This is a genomic window from Agarilytica rhodophyticola (assembly GCF_002157225.2).
GTDB classification, from domain to species: Bacteria; Pseudomonadota; Gammaproteobacteria; order Pseudomonadales; family Cellvibrionaceae; genus Agarilytica; species Agarilytica rhodophyticola.
On the sequence record NZ_CP020038.1, the window covers coordinates 4,224,851 to 4,239,814 of the forward strand.

Here is a 14,964-nt window from a genome sequence, read left to right on the forward strand (position 1 = left end):
ATAATCCGTCCCATCGTTTGATGGCCAATAATAGTAGCTTCAGGCGTAGTGATCGACCAGCTATTTGTGTAGTATAAGACCCTAATGCTGAATATACCTTATCGTTTCGCCAATAAATGGCTAAAATACAAGCACCCTGTTGTTCGTGATTTGGCTTGGCTATTACTTTCTCCTTCTATGCTCGACGGTAAGCTTGCGCATTTTGATGCATTTACTATAAATGAGCCGCTAACATCCTTACTACCCTGGTTAGAAAATATTGACCGACAATGGTGTCAAGATCCACAAAGCACACCTGATATCATCGCTCGTGATAATTTTCGCAGGCTAGGTCTTTATGCAGAAGCACTGCTCGCGTTTTATTTCCAACACGCCAACACTCGCGCAGCGCCCTACCGATTACTGGCAAGAAATATACAGATCAACCGAGACAAGACAACATTGGGAGAGTGTGATTTCTTCATCGAAAACACCGCTGGCGAAATCATCCATATTGAGCTGGCAGTGAAGTATTATCTTCAAATAAACTGCGGTCATCAGCTATGGCATCATTGGCTTGGCCCTAATACTAAAGACCGTTTAGATATAAAGCTCAATAGAATGATGGATCATCAATTGGCGCTGCCCCACAAAGACTTCACCCAAAGCGCATTAGAAGACATTACAAATACTCTTGGTATCAAAGGGAAGCGTCTTATCTCTAGACACCTTATTAAAGGCTACCTGTTTGGTAAAAGCTATGGTGAATTAAAAAGCTATCTCCATGACGACATTAACACGACACAACAAATGCCTTTAGACACCAGTCAACATGCTCTAAAGGGCACATGGATGCACTACAGTGCATTCTTGAAACAGGTAAAAAAGCACGCATATGAGGTGTTGTTTTGTGAAAAAATGGAATGGTTTGTTGGCCCTGAACGTCAACACACCTTACATTGCCCGGCAGCTATTGAAAAGAGAATTCAGGAAATACTTGAACATGCGGCGAGAGTAAAAAAAACCACCCCACCAACACTGCTTTTAATAAGAAACGGCACACAAACGAGTGAAAGATTTATACCCGTAATGTTGGTAGCCGATCATTGGCCAGAGACTAGCACACCATCTCGCAGTATGTGATTCTCATTAGTAACCAGCTCATCGTTGATTTCTGCGCCATTGATCCCGCCTTCGAGTGCCATCACATTATAGCCTAGCTTGCCTAATAAATAGGCCGCAGCATAGCTTCGTTTACTGGTATCACAATACAAGATATGCAATTTTTCGGGAGCTAATAAGCGCTTTTTAATACTTAGCAAGGACAAAGGTAAATTGGCAGAGAAAGCAAGGTGGCCAGCGGCGTACTCTTCCTCTGTTCGCACATCCACATAAATAGGTTCTTCCATCATCTCCTTGACATCTTCCCGAGAAATCTCATCTATTGCCGGATCTCTCAGCAGCACCGCAAAGTCACTCTTTTCAAGACGCATTAAAACACCATCTGAAGTCATAATAACAGATGCGTTGCGCGGTGCGTCGTTAACCAGTGCATCTTCACCGAAGCATCGGCCTGGACCTATTTCAGCTAAAAGCTCGGTATTATCTGCATCTTCATAACGAACGATAACTTTAGCGTTGCCTTCTTTAATAAAATAACAGCAGTCTCCTACCTCTCCCTGAGTAATAATTACATCCCCATCTTCCACCACCATTGGAGTCAGTCGAGAGAATATATGTTCAGCATTGACAGGGGGCGCCTTGAGAAACAAATTAGAATTTAATACCGTCTGCATCCATTCAATATCTTCATCGTAATCACGTTCAAGTGACAATTCTGATAACATATATTCGGAAATTTGACTCCAGGCAAGTGTGCGATCAACGCGATCACTGTCAATGCGCATTACCGTGCAGTCACTTAAAGTGACACAGCGACAAGGCCTAGGTTGCTGATGCGCAAGAGGTAAGAATGTTTCGGAAGCCCTCACCACCTCGACAAATCCATTGGGATATTGCAATTCAGCATCACCACTTTGCAAATAGATATGCTGGCCGTCGATAGCACCGTCTTCAAACAAAGTTTCATTTGCAAAAACGGTATGAACCGTCACATGTTGAAATAAATCTTCTATAAAAGTGGGCCGTAATGATTTTAGGGGAACTAGAGTATCTGCCGTCTGAAAAGCATTAGCTACTAATTGCCCGCGCGATTGAAACAACGCATCAAATGCCATCATCAATATACACACCCATTATCAAAGTTTAAGCCAAAACCTCGTCGCCCCTGAAGGCCTCCAGAGTGAATAACAATCAACCTATCCCCCGGAGAAAACATTTTTCTTTTTATCTGGTCTACGCATGCCCATATGACTTTAGCGGTATATACCGGGTCTAATGGAATCATCGTTTCTTGCTCAAAGCTTTGCACAAACTGCGCCAACCTTTCAGGGTATTTGGCATAGCCGCCAAAATGATACTCATCCAATATTTTCCATGTTTGCGACACTACGTCTCCTTCGGTTCCATGCTGACTGTCGTATAATTTTTTATGCGTCAACTCACGAATAATATCTCGCCGCATTTGAGTAGTGTAGCCTTTCAAAACAGACACACCATAAGTATACACCTGATTGGCACGATAAGTTGCAAAACCTACTGTTAAACCAGCAATGGATGCTCCTGTACCAGATGCGTGGAATACCGCCGTGGGGTGCTGCTCACAACTTTTTAAAATGCCGTGAGCCATAGCAGCACAGCCCTCTATTCCTAGAGAACCTGCGCCACCTTCTGGAACCCAGAAGCAGGGGCCGAGTTGCCGTTCTAGTTGCGTGTGATATTGTTTATCACCGCGTTGACGATAGTCCTGACGCGACACAAACAACAACCGCATTCCAGCATTCTCTGCATCTTTTAAGGTTGAACTCAATCTAGTGGGACGCTCGCCACGTATCACTCCTACGGTCTCAATACCTAACATCTGACCGGTAACGGCCAAGGCAAGAATATGATTTGAATATGCACCACCAAAGGATGCGATGGGTAAATGAGAACTGTGGCACTGATGTTCGCGCAAATGGCCGTGTAATTTATATATTTTATTGCCGCCGATGATCGGGTGAAGCAAATCCTCCCGTTTGATAAACAGGCGCACACCGCTGTCACTGAGTGATTTTAATTTAACTTCTTGCAACGGGGCGATACAAGCGATATCACTGAGGCAGTACTCAGTCCAGTTTTTTGGAAGTAACAATACAGCTTACCAAGAATAAAAATTAGAAATTCAGAAATGATGCCAAAATTAGCTGGTGAGGGCACTACTTATATTTGAACACTTATATAAAAATAGCGCCGTAGTTAATGCGGTGGATTTTTGCACTGGGGCTAGCTACCAGCTAGCTTAAGCCTGGGTTTTTTACTCTTTCGATGCTTATGGCAACAGTCAGACTCACCTACGACAAAGTCCGCAGGAGATTCAACCCGACTAATATTCTCTCCACAAAACTCGCCACTATCATTTGTCGTTTGGCAAATAGGCACATGATAATGCTCTAACCAAGCATTGTAGTGAGCCTCGGAAACATCACAGCGCTCAGCCACATAGGCCACAGGATTTTCCATATAGCGAGAGATTTCTCCCACAGGTAAGGTGATATGACCAGCTCCCGGTTGGAAAGTGACAAAGCTGATGCCGTTTTCTAGCATACGACTAAGTAGCACATCGCCACTATTAGACATAAGTGCTTTGTTCTGGGCGCGTAAGTCATCTAGATCTTCGTTAAGTTTGTTTTCCTGTTCATTGCGGTACAGGATTTCCACTTCACGCATCTGCAGCAAATCTTTTAACTCGCTGGTGGCATCCTCAACCGCCATTTTAAGATCTTCTTCATAGTTGGCACTAATACCATCGGATTCGGGAGCCTCCATTTGCTCAAGTTTAAGTGCAAAGTACTCCCGCAACCCTTCTATCTTCTTCGCCTGCCCATCAATTGTCTCTGTCAGCATAGCATTGCGGTCACGCTCTTCTTGCAAACGCTTTTGTAGCTCACTGAGCCGCATTTGATACTCATCTATGCGGCTGTCATACCGCTGCCTCATTTCAGAGAGAGCACCCTCACGCATTTTCACAGCTTCAGCGTCACGTAAGTGCTGCTCTTGGAAGGCTTTCGTCAATTGCTCTCTGAGTTCTTTATCATATTCCTTGCGCAGACTCTCAGAAATAGAGCGTTCCATCACTTGCCTGCTGATATCAGGCTCTCGCTCCATGCGAATACCGCTGCTGTTACTGGTATCACTAAAATGAATGGCAATACGATTGCGAACCACTACATCCGCAAGAATTCTTAACTCTGAAAGTTTCTCGCTTAAGTCTGGCTGCCATAGCATGGGCGCCATCGATTTGAGCGCACAATGACTCGAACAAGCCAAACCGATGGGGCCTGAGCCCAGGTCAGGACCAGGCATAGTATTTTGGGAAAGTTCGAATAGGGGCAAAGCATAGTTGGAATCAACAAACCCCTCAGAAGTGAACCGAACATTAAAGAAAACTGCATTTCTGATATGGTAATGGCAGTTAATTTCAACAAAAACAGCATGTAAACTGCGGTTGGCAAGGTCGACCGCAGGAGCATAGCCATCTACAACAGCTTGGAATTCGGCGAAGTTCATCTCCCGGATAACCTCCATATCCTCAGAGAACATATATACAGCGCCAGCTAGATCGTGCTCATCAAAAATCACTCAAGAAACCTATTTTGTTTGCGTTTTGTATAAAGTTTAGCCGCCCATAAGACAGGTGCCGTCCTTATTTCCATCCTTTTACATTATCAAGCAAAAGGAGGCGTAAAAATGTGAACCATTACTAATCAATTAGACTAAAACTCTATAATAAGATGAAAAAGCTATGAATTAAATCACAAAAATTCAAATAAAATACTAAGATAGGACGTTTAATAACCAAACAAAATAATATGAGCGATAAAAAACAACTATTGATGACAAGACCGCATTATCTTTTATATGAACGAATAGTCGTCAATAGATTCATCTAAGTCGATAGTTTCAGAATCAATATAATCTTGCGCTGACAATTCAAGTGACAAACTTAACTCCAAAAGCTCTTCAGTGTAATCTTGCATACGTTGAATCCTCTATACAAATCCTCTAAAAAAGGATATTAGGCTATGTTTGATCATCTTATTTTAAGTACAAAAAATGACAAACATTTGACAAATTCGGTCACAAGAAAGGTTATGGTATTCATCACTAATCAAGCGCAATAATTAACATAGAAATAAAAACTGTCCAAACTAGGCACAAACGACAGATACATCAATAACAAGTAAATAAAAATATCCGGCATTCGTTAAGAAGCTAATACTGACGACAAATAGCAATTATTTGAAATAACCTATGGATCTCAAACACCAATGTCAGTTTGCGCTTAAAAACCACTCAATAAATATTTTTTTAGGCTAATAATCCCCCACCATCGACAACGTAATAAATAAAAAGCATATCAATAATTTATTAGTCAAATACAATGCTTCCACTGCCATAAAAAATTACATATAGCGCATGAATGCTCTGTATTAGATAATTCCTATTTTAACTTAAAGTTAAGTTAATTTTTATAACGGACAAATACTAATTTTGTGGCTTCGCCCTCAAAAGCAAATTTTTTTTCCTATCTGGCACTTATTACTTATTTCTATTTATTTCCTAAGCTTATTTTCCCTACTTAGTTATTTCTTTTATAGATAAGTATTCATTAAAAAGAGCCTTATTCGAGGATGTGCATTTATTAGTATTAACTTAGACTACTATGAAATTTCAAAATTTCTTTAACGTCATCTTTAAAACGACACAATAAGATCATGCGAATAAGAATGACAAAAGCCAGATATACTATATATTCTCTCTTTTTTATCTCCAGTATTGTTTTTGAAAACTATCAAAACGACTTATTCGAGCGATTTATTTACCTTCTAAAACAAACAACTAAAACGATAAAAAGATAGATTCAATATAATATTCTTACAAAAACTTTAAAAAATAATGTGATCGCTAAAAAAAGTGACAAACAAACAGTAATTTCCACTTCTAAATGAATACAAGCATTGAAAAGAATACTCTTAACTCAGCATATAAGTGTTCTAACACGAGAGGTTATTTCGGAGAACTTCAAGGCATAAAAAAATTAAATAATTTAAAAAAATCATTTATAAAGAAACTCTGGACAGTCGCCAAAAATTCTTATTCCAGAATTAGAAGCTTCAGGTATTTTTTGAAGCAATAAAAGTAATAGAAGAAAAACCCAAGAAAACTCAATAACATTGGGTAATGATAAGTGTTATTTGACCTGAATGTGATATACCTAGAACAAGGATATGATTTAAAGATTACTAGTGCAAGCTAGTATAGCTAGATAACTTACATTTTATTTTTATCTTCTTCTTGAATTGTTTGGACGGTAAATTTTTTCTGTTGCTGTAGGGTCGCTGTAATCAAAGCGTTCATTTCTGGTTTCTCCAGTTCTAGGGTGTTCCTGCATTTTAACCTGGGTTTTACCATGACTTGCCGAATGTACTCTCCTACCTGACTCATTGGCGAAGGCTTGAGCTAATCCTTTATCAGGGTGACAAACATTCAAATTAACGGATGAGCTACCACTTGAAATAGTGCTTTTCATACGCTTTGCCGCTTCTGGAGTAGGAATATATTCGTTATTAACTACAAGCCCTCCTTGCGTAGTTCCATGTCCTACAAGTGTTCTTCTGGATTGTTGATGTTTAGACAAGGTTATATCAGTTTTTCTAAATTCGTCTCCAGAAACATTACCGAAGACATAGTTAGCACCATGATTACCTCCAGGATATCGTTTATGAGTTAAACTTTGCGATGTTGAGGGCATGACTGGTGCAGTCGGCCTTGCACTTCTGTGTCGCCGGGAGTCAGAAGTTGGTCGTGTGCTGCTAACTGGATTATGTGTAGAACTGCGTCTACCAGAATCTATGTTTGTACTGAAACAGTGTCCCATAATTATTCCCACAAAATTGGTTGTTTTTTATTCGAACCACATAAAGCGTTATATTTTAAGGCATAAATAGAATGCCCCTTGGTTTTAGGGGTATAAGGCATACAATGAATTACTGACTGAGTTATGCCTTACAATATATTACTGTTGTTTTTGCCGTAGATACTCGCCTATAAATTGTTCTCTATCCTCTCTTCGATTTGCAATAGCTATCGCTGGGCCAAGAGCTGGCGCGAGCACACCACCTACTAGAGTGGTCGCCGTCAAGACACCACCTGCCACTAAGGTCATTTTAGCTATGCCGTGTTCTTTGTGTGACTGAGTTCTTGCATCGCTATTTTTCCAGGCAGCTTTTGCCTCTTTTCTCAGCAGGCTATCAGCTGACGAGGAAAACTGAGGTCGAGATGACTTCGCCCGAAATGGATTTCTATTTTTTTTTACGCTATCAGTATTTAAGTTACTTTGTTGATGTACACGTTGGTGTTGTCTAATGCCAAACATTCTATCCTCTTCTCGTTGTTATTTGTTTACAATATAAGTATGGATTTTTGCATGTTAGTTCATTAATAAACTATATTTAATATTTATGAGTATTTACCCTATCAAGAGGTAGCTACTAAGCTTCGCCTTAAAAAAATGAATATTTTTATAAAAAAAGAAAAAGAAAAAGAAAAAGAAAAAAATTTGGGTAAAGATAAATTTTAGGTGGCTCGCAAGGTTTTCAAATTTTCCTGGCGATAGATATTTCCAAATTATTCGTATTTTTCCTGCACAAAAGGTGCGGGAATAAGAAAAACTAAAAGCGTGAAGACTACCTAGCAGCCTCTTTTATCTTTCGATTTTTTGTATTCTTTTTTACCTTTTCATTTTTTATTTTTTCAATTTTTGCTTTGGCTTCATCAATAGATTTTACAATATTTGAAGTTTTTACCGTGTCAGTCATTGTTATCAATACCTTTATCTCGCCTTTTAAGTTCAACTTCATCAAGGTGGCCACTGACCAAAGATTTTGGTTCTTCTAAATTTGACTTCTGTTTTTTTGCAATGATTTTGTCGCGAGCTTTTTTAAGCCGTTCTACAGCTTCAGAAACTTGACTTTCTTCATTATTCATAGTTTTAGATCTCAGCTTTTATCGAGCAATGCACACCTAACTTGGTTGCTTTAAGCATTACTTTAAACTGCAGGGATATGCTCTCCCCCTAAAGCTGTATAAAACATACCAATAAATGAAGAAATGAGATGTCCCAAAGGAGTCTATTTAATAGGGAGAAGGTATTTCATTAAATATAACGACCCGGAAGGAAGTTCATGAGCGCCTTCCTTGGCGCTCGTTCAGCGGGCAGCTATCGCTGTGCAAACTCGTTCCTGACGAATTAGTTGTCAGCCACATCCTTGTGGCTGATCCTTCGGATTGCTGCGCAACCAAATTCGTTCCTGACGAATTTGTGAACCTTGCGCATTGAGTCCGGATTCGTTACAGAAACATGATACAAATAAAAAACCCCAGCACCTTTCGATGCTGGGGTTTTTTATTTGTATGGCGACCCGGAAGGGACTTGAACCCTCGACCTCCGGCGTGACAGGCCGGCATTCTAACCAACTGAACTACCGGGCCGCAGACTCTTCAATTTCTACATAAGACTTCTTTTATATGAAATCTTATTGGTGGGTGGTACAGGGGTCGAACCTGTGACCTACGCCTTGTAAGGGCGCCGCTCTACCAACTGAGCTAACCACCCTTGGTGAAGAGGGGCGCATTCTACATCAAACCATCAGCTTGTCAACACAAGATGTCATTATTTTTTAATAATCTTGCCAATGGAGCAAACATTAGTCATATCACTCATATAACACTCGTATCTTGTTGAATTAAAAGGTTATTTATCGAACGGTTATAGGGAATTACCGTTTTAAGTTAGAGAGTAATGCGTCGAAATCTTAGCCTGCATCAATAGCAAGATACGTTATTACAGCGCAGCATACCGAGCATACACGTCTGAAATTAACAGCAGCGTTTTTATAACTATTAGTATGATAGCGCTAATATGTAGTGCGATTTTCCTCGATGAGCACTTTATCAATAATCTGCTGCACCTTGTATAGCTCGCATTTTGCGGGTTTCTTCCTATAGTTAATCATATTGTTAGCTGAAACTTTCTTCATATTGATTGCCGTAAAAATACGTCAAAAAGGTCGCGTGAAGCCTATAAAGGTGTCTATGAAATCCTGGTTCTCAAATTTATCTATTTCAAAAAAGCAGATATTCGTTCTGATAGTCACCGGCTTTATACCAATGCTTATCGTTACAATTGTCGCTGAGCAGATAGCAAAAGGGTATTTCGAGGATAAAGCATTTAATGAGCTATCGGCTGTAAGAGAAATAAAGTCGGCAGCTGTCACTCGTTACTTTAAGCAAGTGGAGAATCAAGTAACCTCATTGGCCAAAATGCCTTTAATTGTCAATGCCATGAAAGATTTTGCCGATTCATTCGAGAAGCTTCCCAGCAGTGAAAAAGTGAGTGACAATGAAATTAGCGCCATGCGCAAACAGCTAGCAGAGTATTATAAAAATAGTTATGCAAAAAAATATCAGCAAGATAATCGCAACCGTACTATCGACATTGCGCCTCTGCTAAGCAAGCTAGACAAGCAAGCCGTTGTAGCTCAGTATCACTATATTTATAACAACCCTTATGATTTAGGTGAAAAAGATCAGCTTGATAGAGCAAGCGAAGCAAATAACTACCATCGACACCATGGCGTCTATCATAGCCGCATACGATCTTTTGCTAAGAAATTTAATTTCTACGATATATTTTTAATTAATATCGAAAATGGCGACATTGTTTATTCAGTTTATAAAGAAGTAGACTACGGTACATCTTTAATAAACGGCGTCTACGCTAGCAGCCATTTCGCTAAAGCATTTTTAAACGCTTCAAATATGAATGAAGATCAAATAGATCTTACCGATTATCACCCCTACCCTCCTTCATATGAAGCGCCCGCGAGTTTTATAGCAACTCCCATTTACGACAATAACAATATAGTTGGTGTTTTAGTATTTCAAATGCCTATAGAGCCTCTCAATGAAATTATGACAGAACATACCGGAATGGGAAGAAGTGGCGAAACCTATCTGGTAGGCGAAGACTTTCTGATGCGCTCAGATTCATATCTTGCACCAGAAACCCACTCTGTTATAGCCTCATTTAAAAACCCCGCTGAGGGAAAAGCCAAAACTCAGTCAAGCCAACAGGGACTAAAAGGTTTATCCGGTAATGAAATAAACCTTGATTACAACAATAGATTAACTTTGTCATCGTTTTCTCATTTAGACTTAGGCTCATTTAAATGGGCTGTCATAGCACAAATAGACAAGCAAGAAGCATTCGAAGCTATAGATGACATCACTCAAACAATTGTCGGCTTAATGCTAATCTTCGCCGTAATAATTGTACTATTTGCTATTAACGTAAGTCGCTTTATCTCATCACCTATAATAGCTTTAAGTAACATCATTCAAAAGGTGGAAAAAGAAGGAGACTTTCGGCTCGCTCTCGATAATAAAAGTCAAGACGAAATTGGCCATACTGCCAGGGCCTTTAACCAATTGATGTTCAATGTATCAAGCGCTATTAATAGCACTAATAGTGTACTTGACCATTTAAGCAAAGGAAGGTTCGAACATAAAGTAACTCAGCAATATGCAGGTATGCTAGGACATTTAATCCAAGGGGTAAATACCGCTGTGGATCAAGTTAAAGCCGCCGATAAATCTGCACAACAAAGCGCTAAAATTGCTAAAGAAAACGCAAAAACCGCTCAACATGCCGCAAATGCAGCTAAGGAACAGGCCCAACAGAATCTTATCATTAAACAGGCCCTTGATGTATCAGCAACTTCTGTGATGATCGCTTCTGCTGATTTTAATATTATTTATATGAACCAAGCATCTAACCAACTTATGCGTGATGTAGAAAGAAATTTACAAACAGTTTTGCCAAATTTTCAGGCATCGCAGCTGATGGGCAGCAATATTGATACCTTCCACAAAATTCCCTCTCATCAGCGACAACTACTATCTGGTTTAACACAAGGTTATGAAACTGAGATTGCTGTTGCTGATTTAACCTTTAATCTTAATGCAACGCCAATTTTTGATAACGACAGAGTTTTCTTAGGAACAGTGATTGAATGGGTTAATAAAACACAAGAGCTTAAAAAAATCAAACAAGAGAGGAAAATATCAGAAGAAAATGCGCGCATTCGACAAGCGTTAGATAATTCATCCACCTGTACTCTCATTGCAGATACTAATCATAACATCATCTATGCTAACCGCGCTTTAGTTAACATGGTTGATAGAACGAGACATGATTTAGATAAGCATTTTGGCAGAATTAACTCCGCCTCACTAATAGGACAAAATCTTGATATATTTCAAAAAGATGTCGCGTTTAAATTATCTGACATAGATAGATTAACAAAAACTAAATCTGACCAGGTAGATGCATCAAATAGTACCTTTGCCATAGCGACCACACCAATTATTGATCAACGCAGCAAGCGTTTAGGCACTGTCATTGAATGGAAAGATAGAACTGAAGAAATAAAAATAGAAAAAGAAATTGATAGCGTTATTGATAAAGCCGCACAGGGAGATTTTAGCACGAGTTTAAATTTAACGAATAAATCAGGTTTTTTCTATTCTATTAGCAAGGAACTTAACACTCTGCTGCAGACAATTAATATTGCTATTACTGATATTGCCCACCTATTTTCCGCCCTCGCAGCAGGCGATCTAAGCAAGACAATAGAACATAATTATCAAGGTGCTTTTGGACAACTTAAACTAGACGCGAATAAGACTGTCAACAAACTACGTACAGTAACAGGGGATATTACCGAAGCATCGAACACCATCGCCAGAGCTTCAAGTGAGATTAGTGCGGGTATGCAAAGCTTAGGTAAACGCACGGAACAGCAAGCCGCTTCGCTTGAAAAAACAGCCTCAGGAATGGATCAGATGACGTCTACAGTCAAACAAAGTGAACTCAAAGCTCAGGAGGCAAATAGTTTAGCCACTGACTCTGTTCATATTGCTCGCCAAGGTAATGAATCAGTAGAAAAAACGGCAGCTTCTATGGCCGAGATTTCAGACTCAAGTAAGAAAATATCAAATATTATCAGCGTTATTGATGAGATAGCCTTTCAAACCAATCTTCTTTCATTAAATGCTGCAGTAGAAGCAGCACGTGCTGGCGAACAGGGAAAGGGATTCGGCGTAGTAGCATCAGAAGTACGCAACCTAGCCCAACGCTCAGCTGCGGCAGCGAAAGAAATTGAAGATTTGATTATGGATTCGGTACGAAAAGTTGAAGATGGTACCACCCTAGTCAATAGCTCTGACGAAACATTAAAAACCATTGTCGAAGAAATTGAACAGGTGAGCGATAAGATGGAAGATATTCTTGTGGGTGCTCAAGAGCAATCAGCAGGTATTGATCAAGTAGGCTCAGCCATTATGCAAATGGACTCCATGACACAGGAAAATGCTGCACTGGTTGAGCAAGCTATGGCTGCAGCCGAGAGCATGGCGAATCAGGCTGGCAAACTTGATAAACTTGTTTCATTTTTTCGCGTTTAAGCTGACCTCATTTTTATAAGAAATTAGCTTAAGTATAGAGATATTATTAACACCAAACAAATAAATATTCGATACTATTTTTAAGCTCTATTAATAAGTTGTCAGTCTTTAATATTGCATTTCTTTTGGTATCTTCAAGGATCGCGGATACATGGGCTTTTCTGTGTTACCTCGGCGATACTCCCTTAATTGAAAGATATAAGCCAATACCTGTGCCACAGCGACATACAAGCCTTCGGGTATCGCTTCTTCAATCTTAGTGGTATGATAAACAGCACGAGCCAAAGCTGGCGCTTCCACAAACTCGACACCATTAGCTTTACCAACCTCGCGTATTTTTAACGCCATATGATCAACACCTTTTGCTAACAATAAAGGTGTATCCATTGTTTTTGGGTCATATTTTAAAGCAACAGAAAAATGCGTGGGGTTGGTAATAATCACATCAGCTTCTGGTACCGCCGACATCATTTGGCGTTGTGCTATTTGTTGTTGTAATTGTCGAATTTTACCTTTTACTTCAGGCTTTCCTTCAGAATCTTTTAATTCATCTTTCACTTCCTGACGAGACATTTTTAACTTCTGTGTATAATCATGAATTTGGAAAGGAATATCAATAAGTGCGATCAAAATGGTGGAAGCAGATAAAATAATCGTTGCTAGAATTGAAAGCTGCAAGGAATGAGCAATGCCACGTTGCAACCCTTCTGAAGACAAGCCCATAAGCGAATCTTTCATACTCAGTAGCAAAATATATGATACCGCAATAACGATGGCAACTTTGCCAATTGCCTTAAACAACTCCATTAAAGACTTTGCGGAAAACATCCGCTTTAAACCTGCAAGCGGGTCAATACGACTGGCCTTAGGCAATAGAGATTTACCACTAAAAATCCACCCGCCCAAAGCTAATGGCCCGGCGATAGCGGCAACAAATAAAATCACAAAGAAGGGAATTAAGCCTAGTAGCGATTGGTAAAATGACTCGGCTAAATAGGCAATCATGAAGTTATTGTCGAATAAAACCTCTCTTTTAATAGAAAAGTTAAATCGCATCACGGCCAACATTTTTTCTGCTAGCAGCCCACCAAAAAATAAAAGAGCCAAAGCGCCGGACAAAATAACTGTGGTAGTTGTCAACTCTTTTGAACGAGGTGCCTGACCATCTTCCTTGGCTTTTTGCAAACGTTTCGGCGTCGCCTCTTCGGTCTTTTCTTGAGAACTGTCTTCTTCCGCCATCAATTTATCCTAAGTAAATCTTCTAAGAAAAACAAGCCGTAAGCCATCACATCTTCAAATGCTGATACAAAGTTAGTAAGACCGAACCATACCAACATCAGTCCTACGACCAAAGTAAAAGGAAAACCTACCGCAAAGATATTCAATTGTGGTGCAGCACGGCTCATTACGCCAAAAGCAATATTTACAATTAACAAAGATGTTAATACTGGTAAAGAAAAGATTAGAGCTGCAGAAAACATCCAGCTGGCAAGAGAAGAAAGAGACTGGAAAAAGCTGGCATTCAAAAACCATGTTCCTGGTGGTAAGCTAACAAAACTTTCTAACAATAATTTTATTAACACCATATGACCATCAACAGATACAAACATTAACGTAACTAGCATTAGAAAAAATTGTGACAATGCCGTCGTTTGCACGCCATTGGTGGGGTCATTCATAGAGGCAAAACCAAGTCCCATTTTCATGGCCATAATTTGCCCAGTTAAAATAAATACTTGAAAAACAACTTGAAAAGAAAAGCCAACTACCAAACCGACAATTACCTCTTGTATGACTATTAAAAAGCTTGCAAGAGAAAGGCTATCCATATGGGCTAATTTGGGCATCAATGGCACGGCAATGAGTGTGACAAAAAAGGCAAGGACTAGCCTTACACGCGGAGACACAGTTCGAGAGCCTAGCACAGGCATGACCATAAACATGGCAGAGATACGGGCAAATGGTAGAAAATACTGCTGTATAAATGCTGCAATTTCAGCTTCGCTAAACTGCATAGGGCATTCTCGTTAACTAAGTATTTCAGGAACTTGGAGCATAATACGTTGAAAAAGATCCAATATATTTTGCAATAACCAAGGGCCCGTTAGCATAATAGTAGCTAAGGTAATAAGTAATCGAGGTAAAAAGCTCAGCGTTTGTTCGTTAATTTGCGTAGCTGCTTGAAATGTACTAACAAGTAAGCCTACGGCTAAACTTGGCCCAACAATTACCGAAACCATTGTCATAGTAAGGAAAAAAGCTTCACCAAATAATCCTAGTGCGATTTCAGGAGTCATA

13 protein-coding genes and 2 tRNA genes are annotated in these 14,964 nt (G+C 39.6%); 2 read left to right on the plus strand and 13 right to left on the minus strand.

Annotated elements, in window-relative coordinates:
- Window positions 1-84: 84 nt before the first annotated feature.
- Window positions 85-1,122: a DUF1853 family protein gene (locus tag BVC89_RS17705; RefSeq protein WP_086932470.1), complete on the plus strand. Its 1,038-nt coding sequence runs from the start codon at window positions 85-87 to the stop codon at window positions 1,120-1,122.
- Here BVC89_RS17705 and BVC89_RS17710 read toward each other — a convergent pair.
- The 10 genes from BVC89_RS17710 to BVC89_RS17740 form a co-directional block, all read right to left on the minus strand.
- Entirely contained in the window at window positions 1,083-2,219 is a 1,137-nt protein-coding gene (locus tag BVC89_RS17710) for a cyclic nucleotide-binding domain-containing protein (RefSeq protein ID WP_086932471.1), read from the minus strand. The genes BVC89_RS17705 and BVC89_RS17710 overlap by 40 nt on opposite strands.
- Window positions 2,219-3,232 carry a 1-aminocyclopropane-1-carboxylate deaminase/D-cysteine desulfhydrase gene (locus tag BVC89_RS17715; protein WP_086932472.1) on the minus strand — a complete coding sequence of 338 codons (1,014 nt, stop codon included), beginning with the start codon at window positions 3,230-3,232 and terminating at the stop codon, window positions 2,219-2,221. The genes BVC89_RS17710 and BVC89_RS17715 overlap by 1 nt, the downstream gene beginning before the upstream one ends.
- Window positions 3,233-3,363: 131 nt before the next feature.
- Window positions 3,364-4,719 carry a hypothetical protein gene (locus tag BVC89_RS17720; protein ID WP_086932473.1) on the minus strand — a complete coding sequence of 452 codons (1,356 nt, stop codon included), beginning with the start codon at window positions 4,717-4,719 and terminating at the stop codon, window positions 3,364-3,366.
- Window positions 4,720-4,994: 275 nt separating this feature from the next.
- Window positions 4,995-5,117: a hypothetical protein gene (locus BVC89_RS30585; RefSeq protein ID WP_281260961.1), complete on the minus strand. Its 123-nt coding sequence runs from the start codon at window positions 5,115-5,117 to the stop codon at window positions 4,995-4,997.
- Between the two features lie 1,307 nt (window positions 5,118-6,424).
- The gene (locus tag BVC89_RS17725) at window positions 6,425-7,018 is read right to left on the minus strand and encodes a hypothetical protein (RefSeq protein WP_158658008.1); all 594 of its coding nucleotides are present in this window, start codon (window positions 7,016-7,018) and stop codon (window positions 6,425-6,427) included.
- 138 nt (window positions 7,019-7,156) lie between these two features.
- Complete coding sequence (locus tag BVC89_RS17730) at window positions 7,157-7,516, minus strand: hypothetical protein (RefSeq protein WP_086932475.1); 360 nt, start codon at window positions 7,514-7,516, stop codon at window positions 7,157-7,159.
- A 310-nt stretch (window positions 7,517-7,826) separates the two neighbouring features.
- Window positions 7,827-7,958, minus strand: coding sequence for a hypothetical protein (locus tag BVC89_RS30590; protein WP_281260962.1), 132 nt, complete (start codon window positions 7,956-7,958; stop codon window positions 7,827-7,829).
- Window positions 7,951-8,127, minus strand: a complete 177-nt coding sequence (locus BVC89_RS29855; RefSeq protein ID WP_158658009.1) for a hypothetical protein — start codon at window positions 8,125-8,127, stop codon at window positions 7,951-7,953. Before BVC89_RS29855 ends, BVC89_RS30590 begins: the two co-directional genes overlap by 8 nt.
- Window positions 8,128-8,554: 427 nt before the next feature.
- Window positions 8,555-8,631, minus strand: a tRNA-Asp gene (locus tag BVC89_RS17735).
- Between the two features lie 48 nt (window positions 8,632-8,679).
- A tRNA-Val gene (locus BVC89_RS17740) sits at window positions 8,680-8,755 on the minus strand.
- 479 nt (window positions 8,756-9,234) lie between these two features.
- On the opposite strand from BVC89_RS17740, the gene BVC89_RS17745 reads away from it, so the two are divergent.
- Window positions 9,235-12,666, plus strand: a complete 3,432-nt coding sequence (locus BVC89_RS17745; RefSeq protein ID WP_086932476.1) for a methyl-accepting chemotaxis protein — start codon at window positions 9,235-9,237, stop codon at window positions 12,664-12,666.
- Between the two features lie 108 nt (window positions 12,667-12,774).
- Here the strand turns inward: BVC89_RS17745 and flhB are convergent, their stop codons facing one another.
- The 3 genes from flhB to BVC89_RS17760 are packed head-to-tail and all read right to left on the minus strand — an operon-like array spanning window position 12,775 to window position 14,963.
- A complete protein-coding gene (flhB, locus tag BVC89_RS17750; protein WP_086932477.1) occupies window positions 12,775-13,905 on the minus strand; it encodes a flagellar biosynthesis protein FlhB in 1,131 nt (376 codons plus the stop codon).
- Window positions 13,905-14,681, minus strand: coding sequence for a flagellar biosynthetic protein FliR (fliR, locus tag BVC89_RS17755; RefSeq protein WP_086932478.1), 777 nt, complete (start codon window positions 14,679-14,681; stop codon window positions 13,905-13,907). The genes flhB and fliR overlap by 1 nt, the downstream gene beginning before the upstream one ends.
- Window positions 14,682-14,693: 12 nt before the next feature.
- Window positions 14,694-14,963: a flagellar biosynthetic protein FliQ gene (locus tag BVC89_RS17760; protein ID WP_086932479.1), complete on the minus strand. Its 270-nt coding sequence runs from the start codon at window positions 14,961-14,963 to the stop codon at window positions 14,694-14,696.
- Between the last annotated feature and the right edge of the window lies 1 nt (window position 14,964).

Bases quoted from the DNA above. Each gene is read 5' to 3' on its own strand.
- BVC89_RS17705 (WP_086932470.1), top strand. From the start codon at position 85: ATGCTGAATATACCTTATCGTTTCGCCAATAAATGGCTAAAATACAAG.
- BVC89_RS17710 (WP_086932471.1), bottom strand. From the start codon at position 2,219: ATGATGGCATTTGATGCGTTGTTTCAATCGCGCGGGCAATTAGTAGCT.
- BVC89_RS30585 (WP_281260961.1), bottom strand. From the start codon at position 5,117: ATGCAAGATTACACTGAAGAGCTTTTGGAGTTAAGTTTGTCACTTGAA.
- BVC89_RS17725 (WP_158658008.1), bottom strand. From the start codon at position 7,018: ATGGGACACTGTTTCAGTACAAACATAGATTCTGGTAGACGCAGTTCT.
- BVC89_RS17730 (WP_086932475.1), bottom strand. From the start codon at position 7,516: ATGTTTGGCATTAGACAACACCAACGTGTACATCAACAAAGTAACTTA.
- BVC89_RS30590 (WP_281260962.1), bottom strand. From the start codon at position 7,958: ATGACTGACACGGTAAAAACTTCAAATATTGTAAAATCTATTGATGAA.
- BVC89_RS29855 (WP_158658009.1), bottom strand. From the start codon at position 8,127: ATGAATAATGAAGAAAGTCAAGTTTCTGAAGCTGTAGAACGGCTTAAA.
- BVC89_RS17745 (WP_086932476.1), top strand. From the start codon at position 9,235: ATGAAATCCTGGTTCTCAAATTTATCTATTTCAAAAAAGCAGATATTC.
- flhB (WP_086932477.1), bottom strand. From the start codon at position 13,905: ATGGCGGAAGAAGACAGTTCTCAAGAAAAGACCGAAGAGGCGACGCCG.
- fliR (WP_086932478.1), bottom strand. From the start codon at position 14,681: ATGCAGTTTAGCGAAGCTGAAATTGCAGCATTTATACAGCAGTATTTT.
- BVC89_RS17760 (WP_086932479.1), bottom strand. From the start codon at position 14,963: ATGACTCCTGAAATCGCACTAGGATTATTTGGTGAAGCTTTTTTCCTT.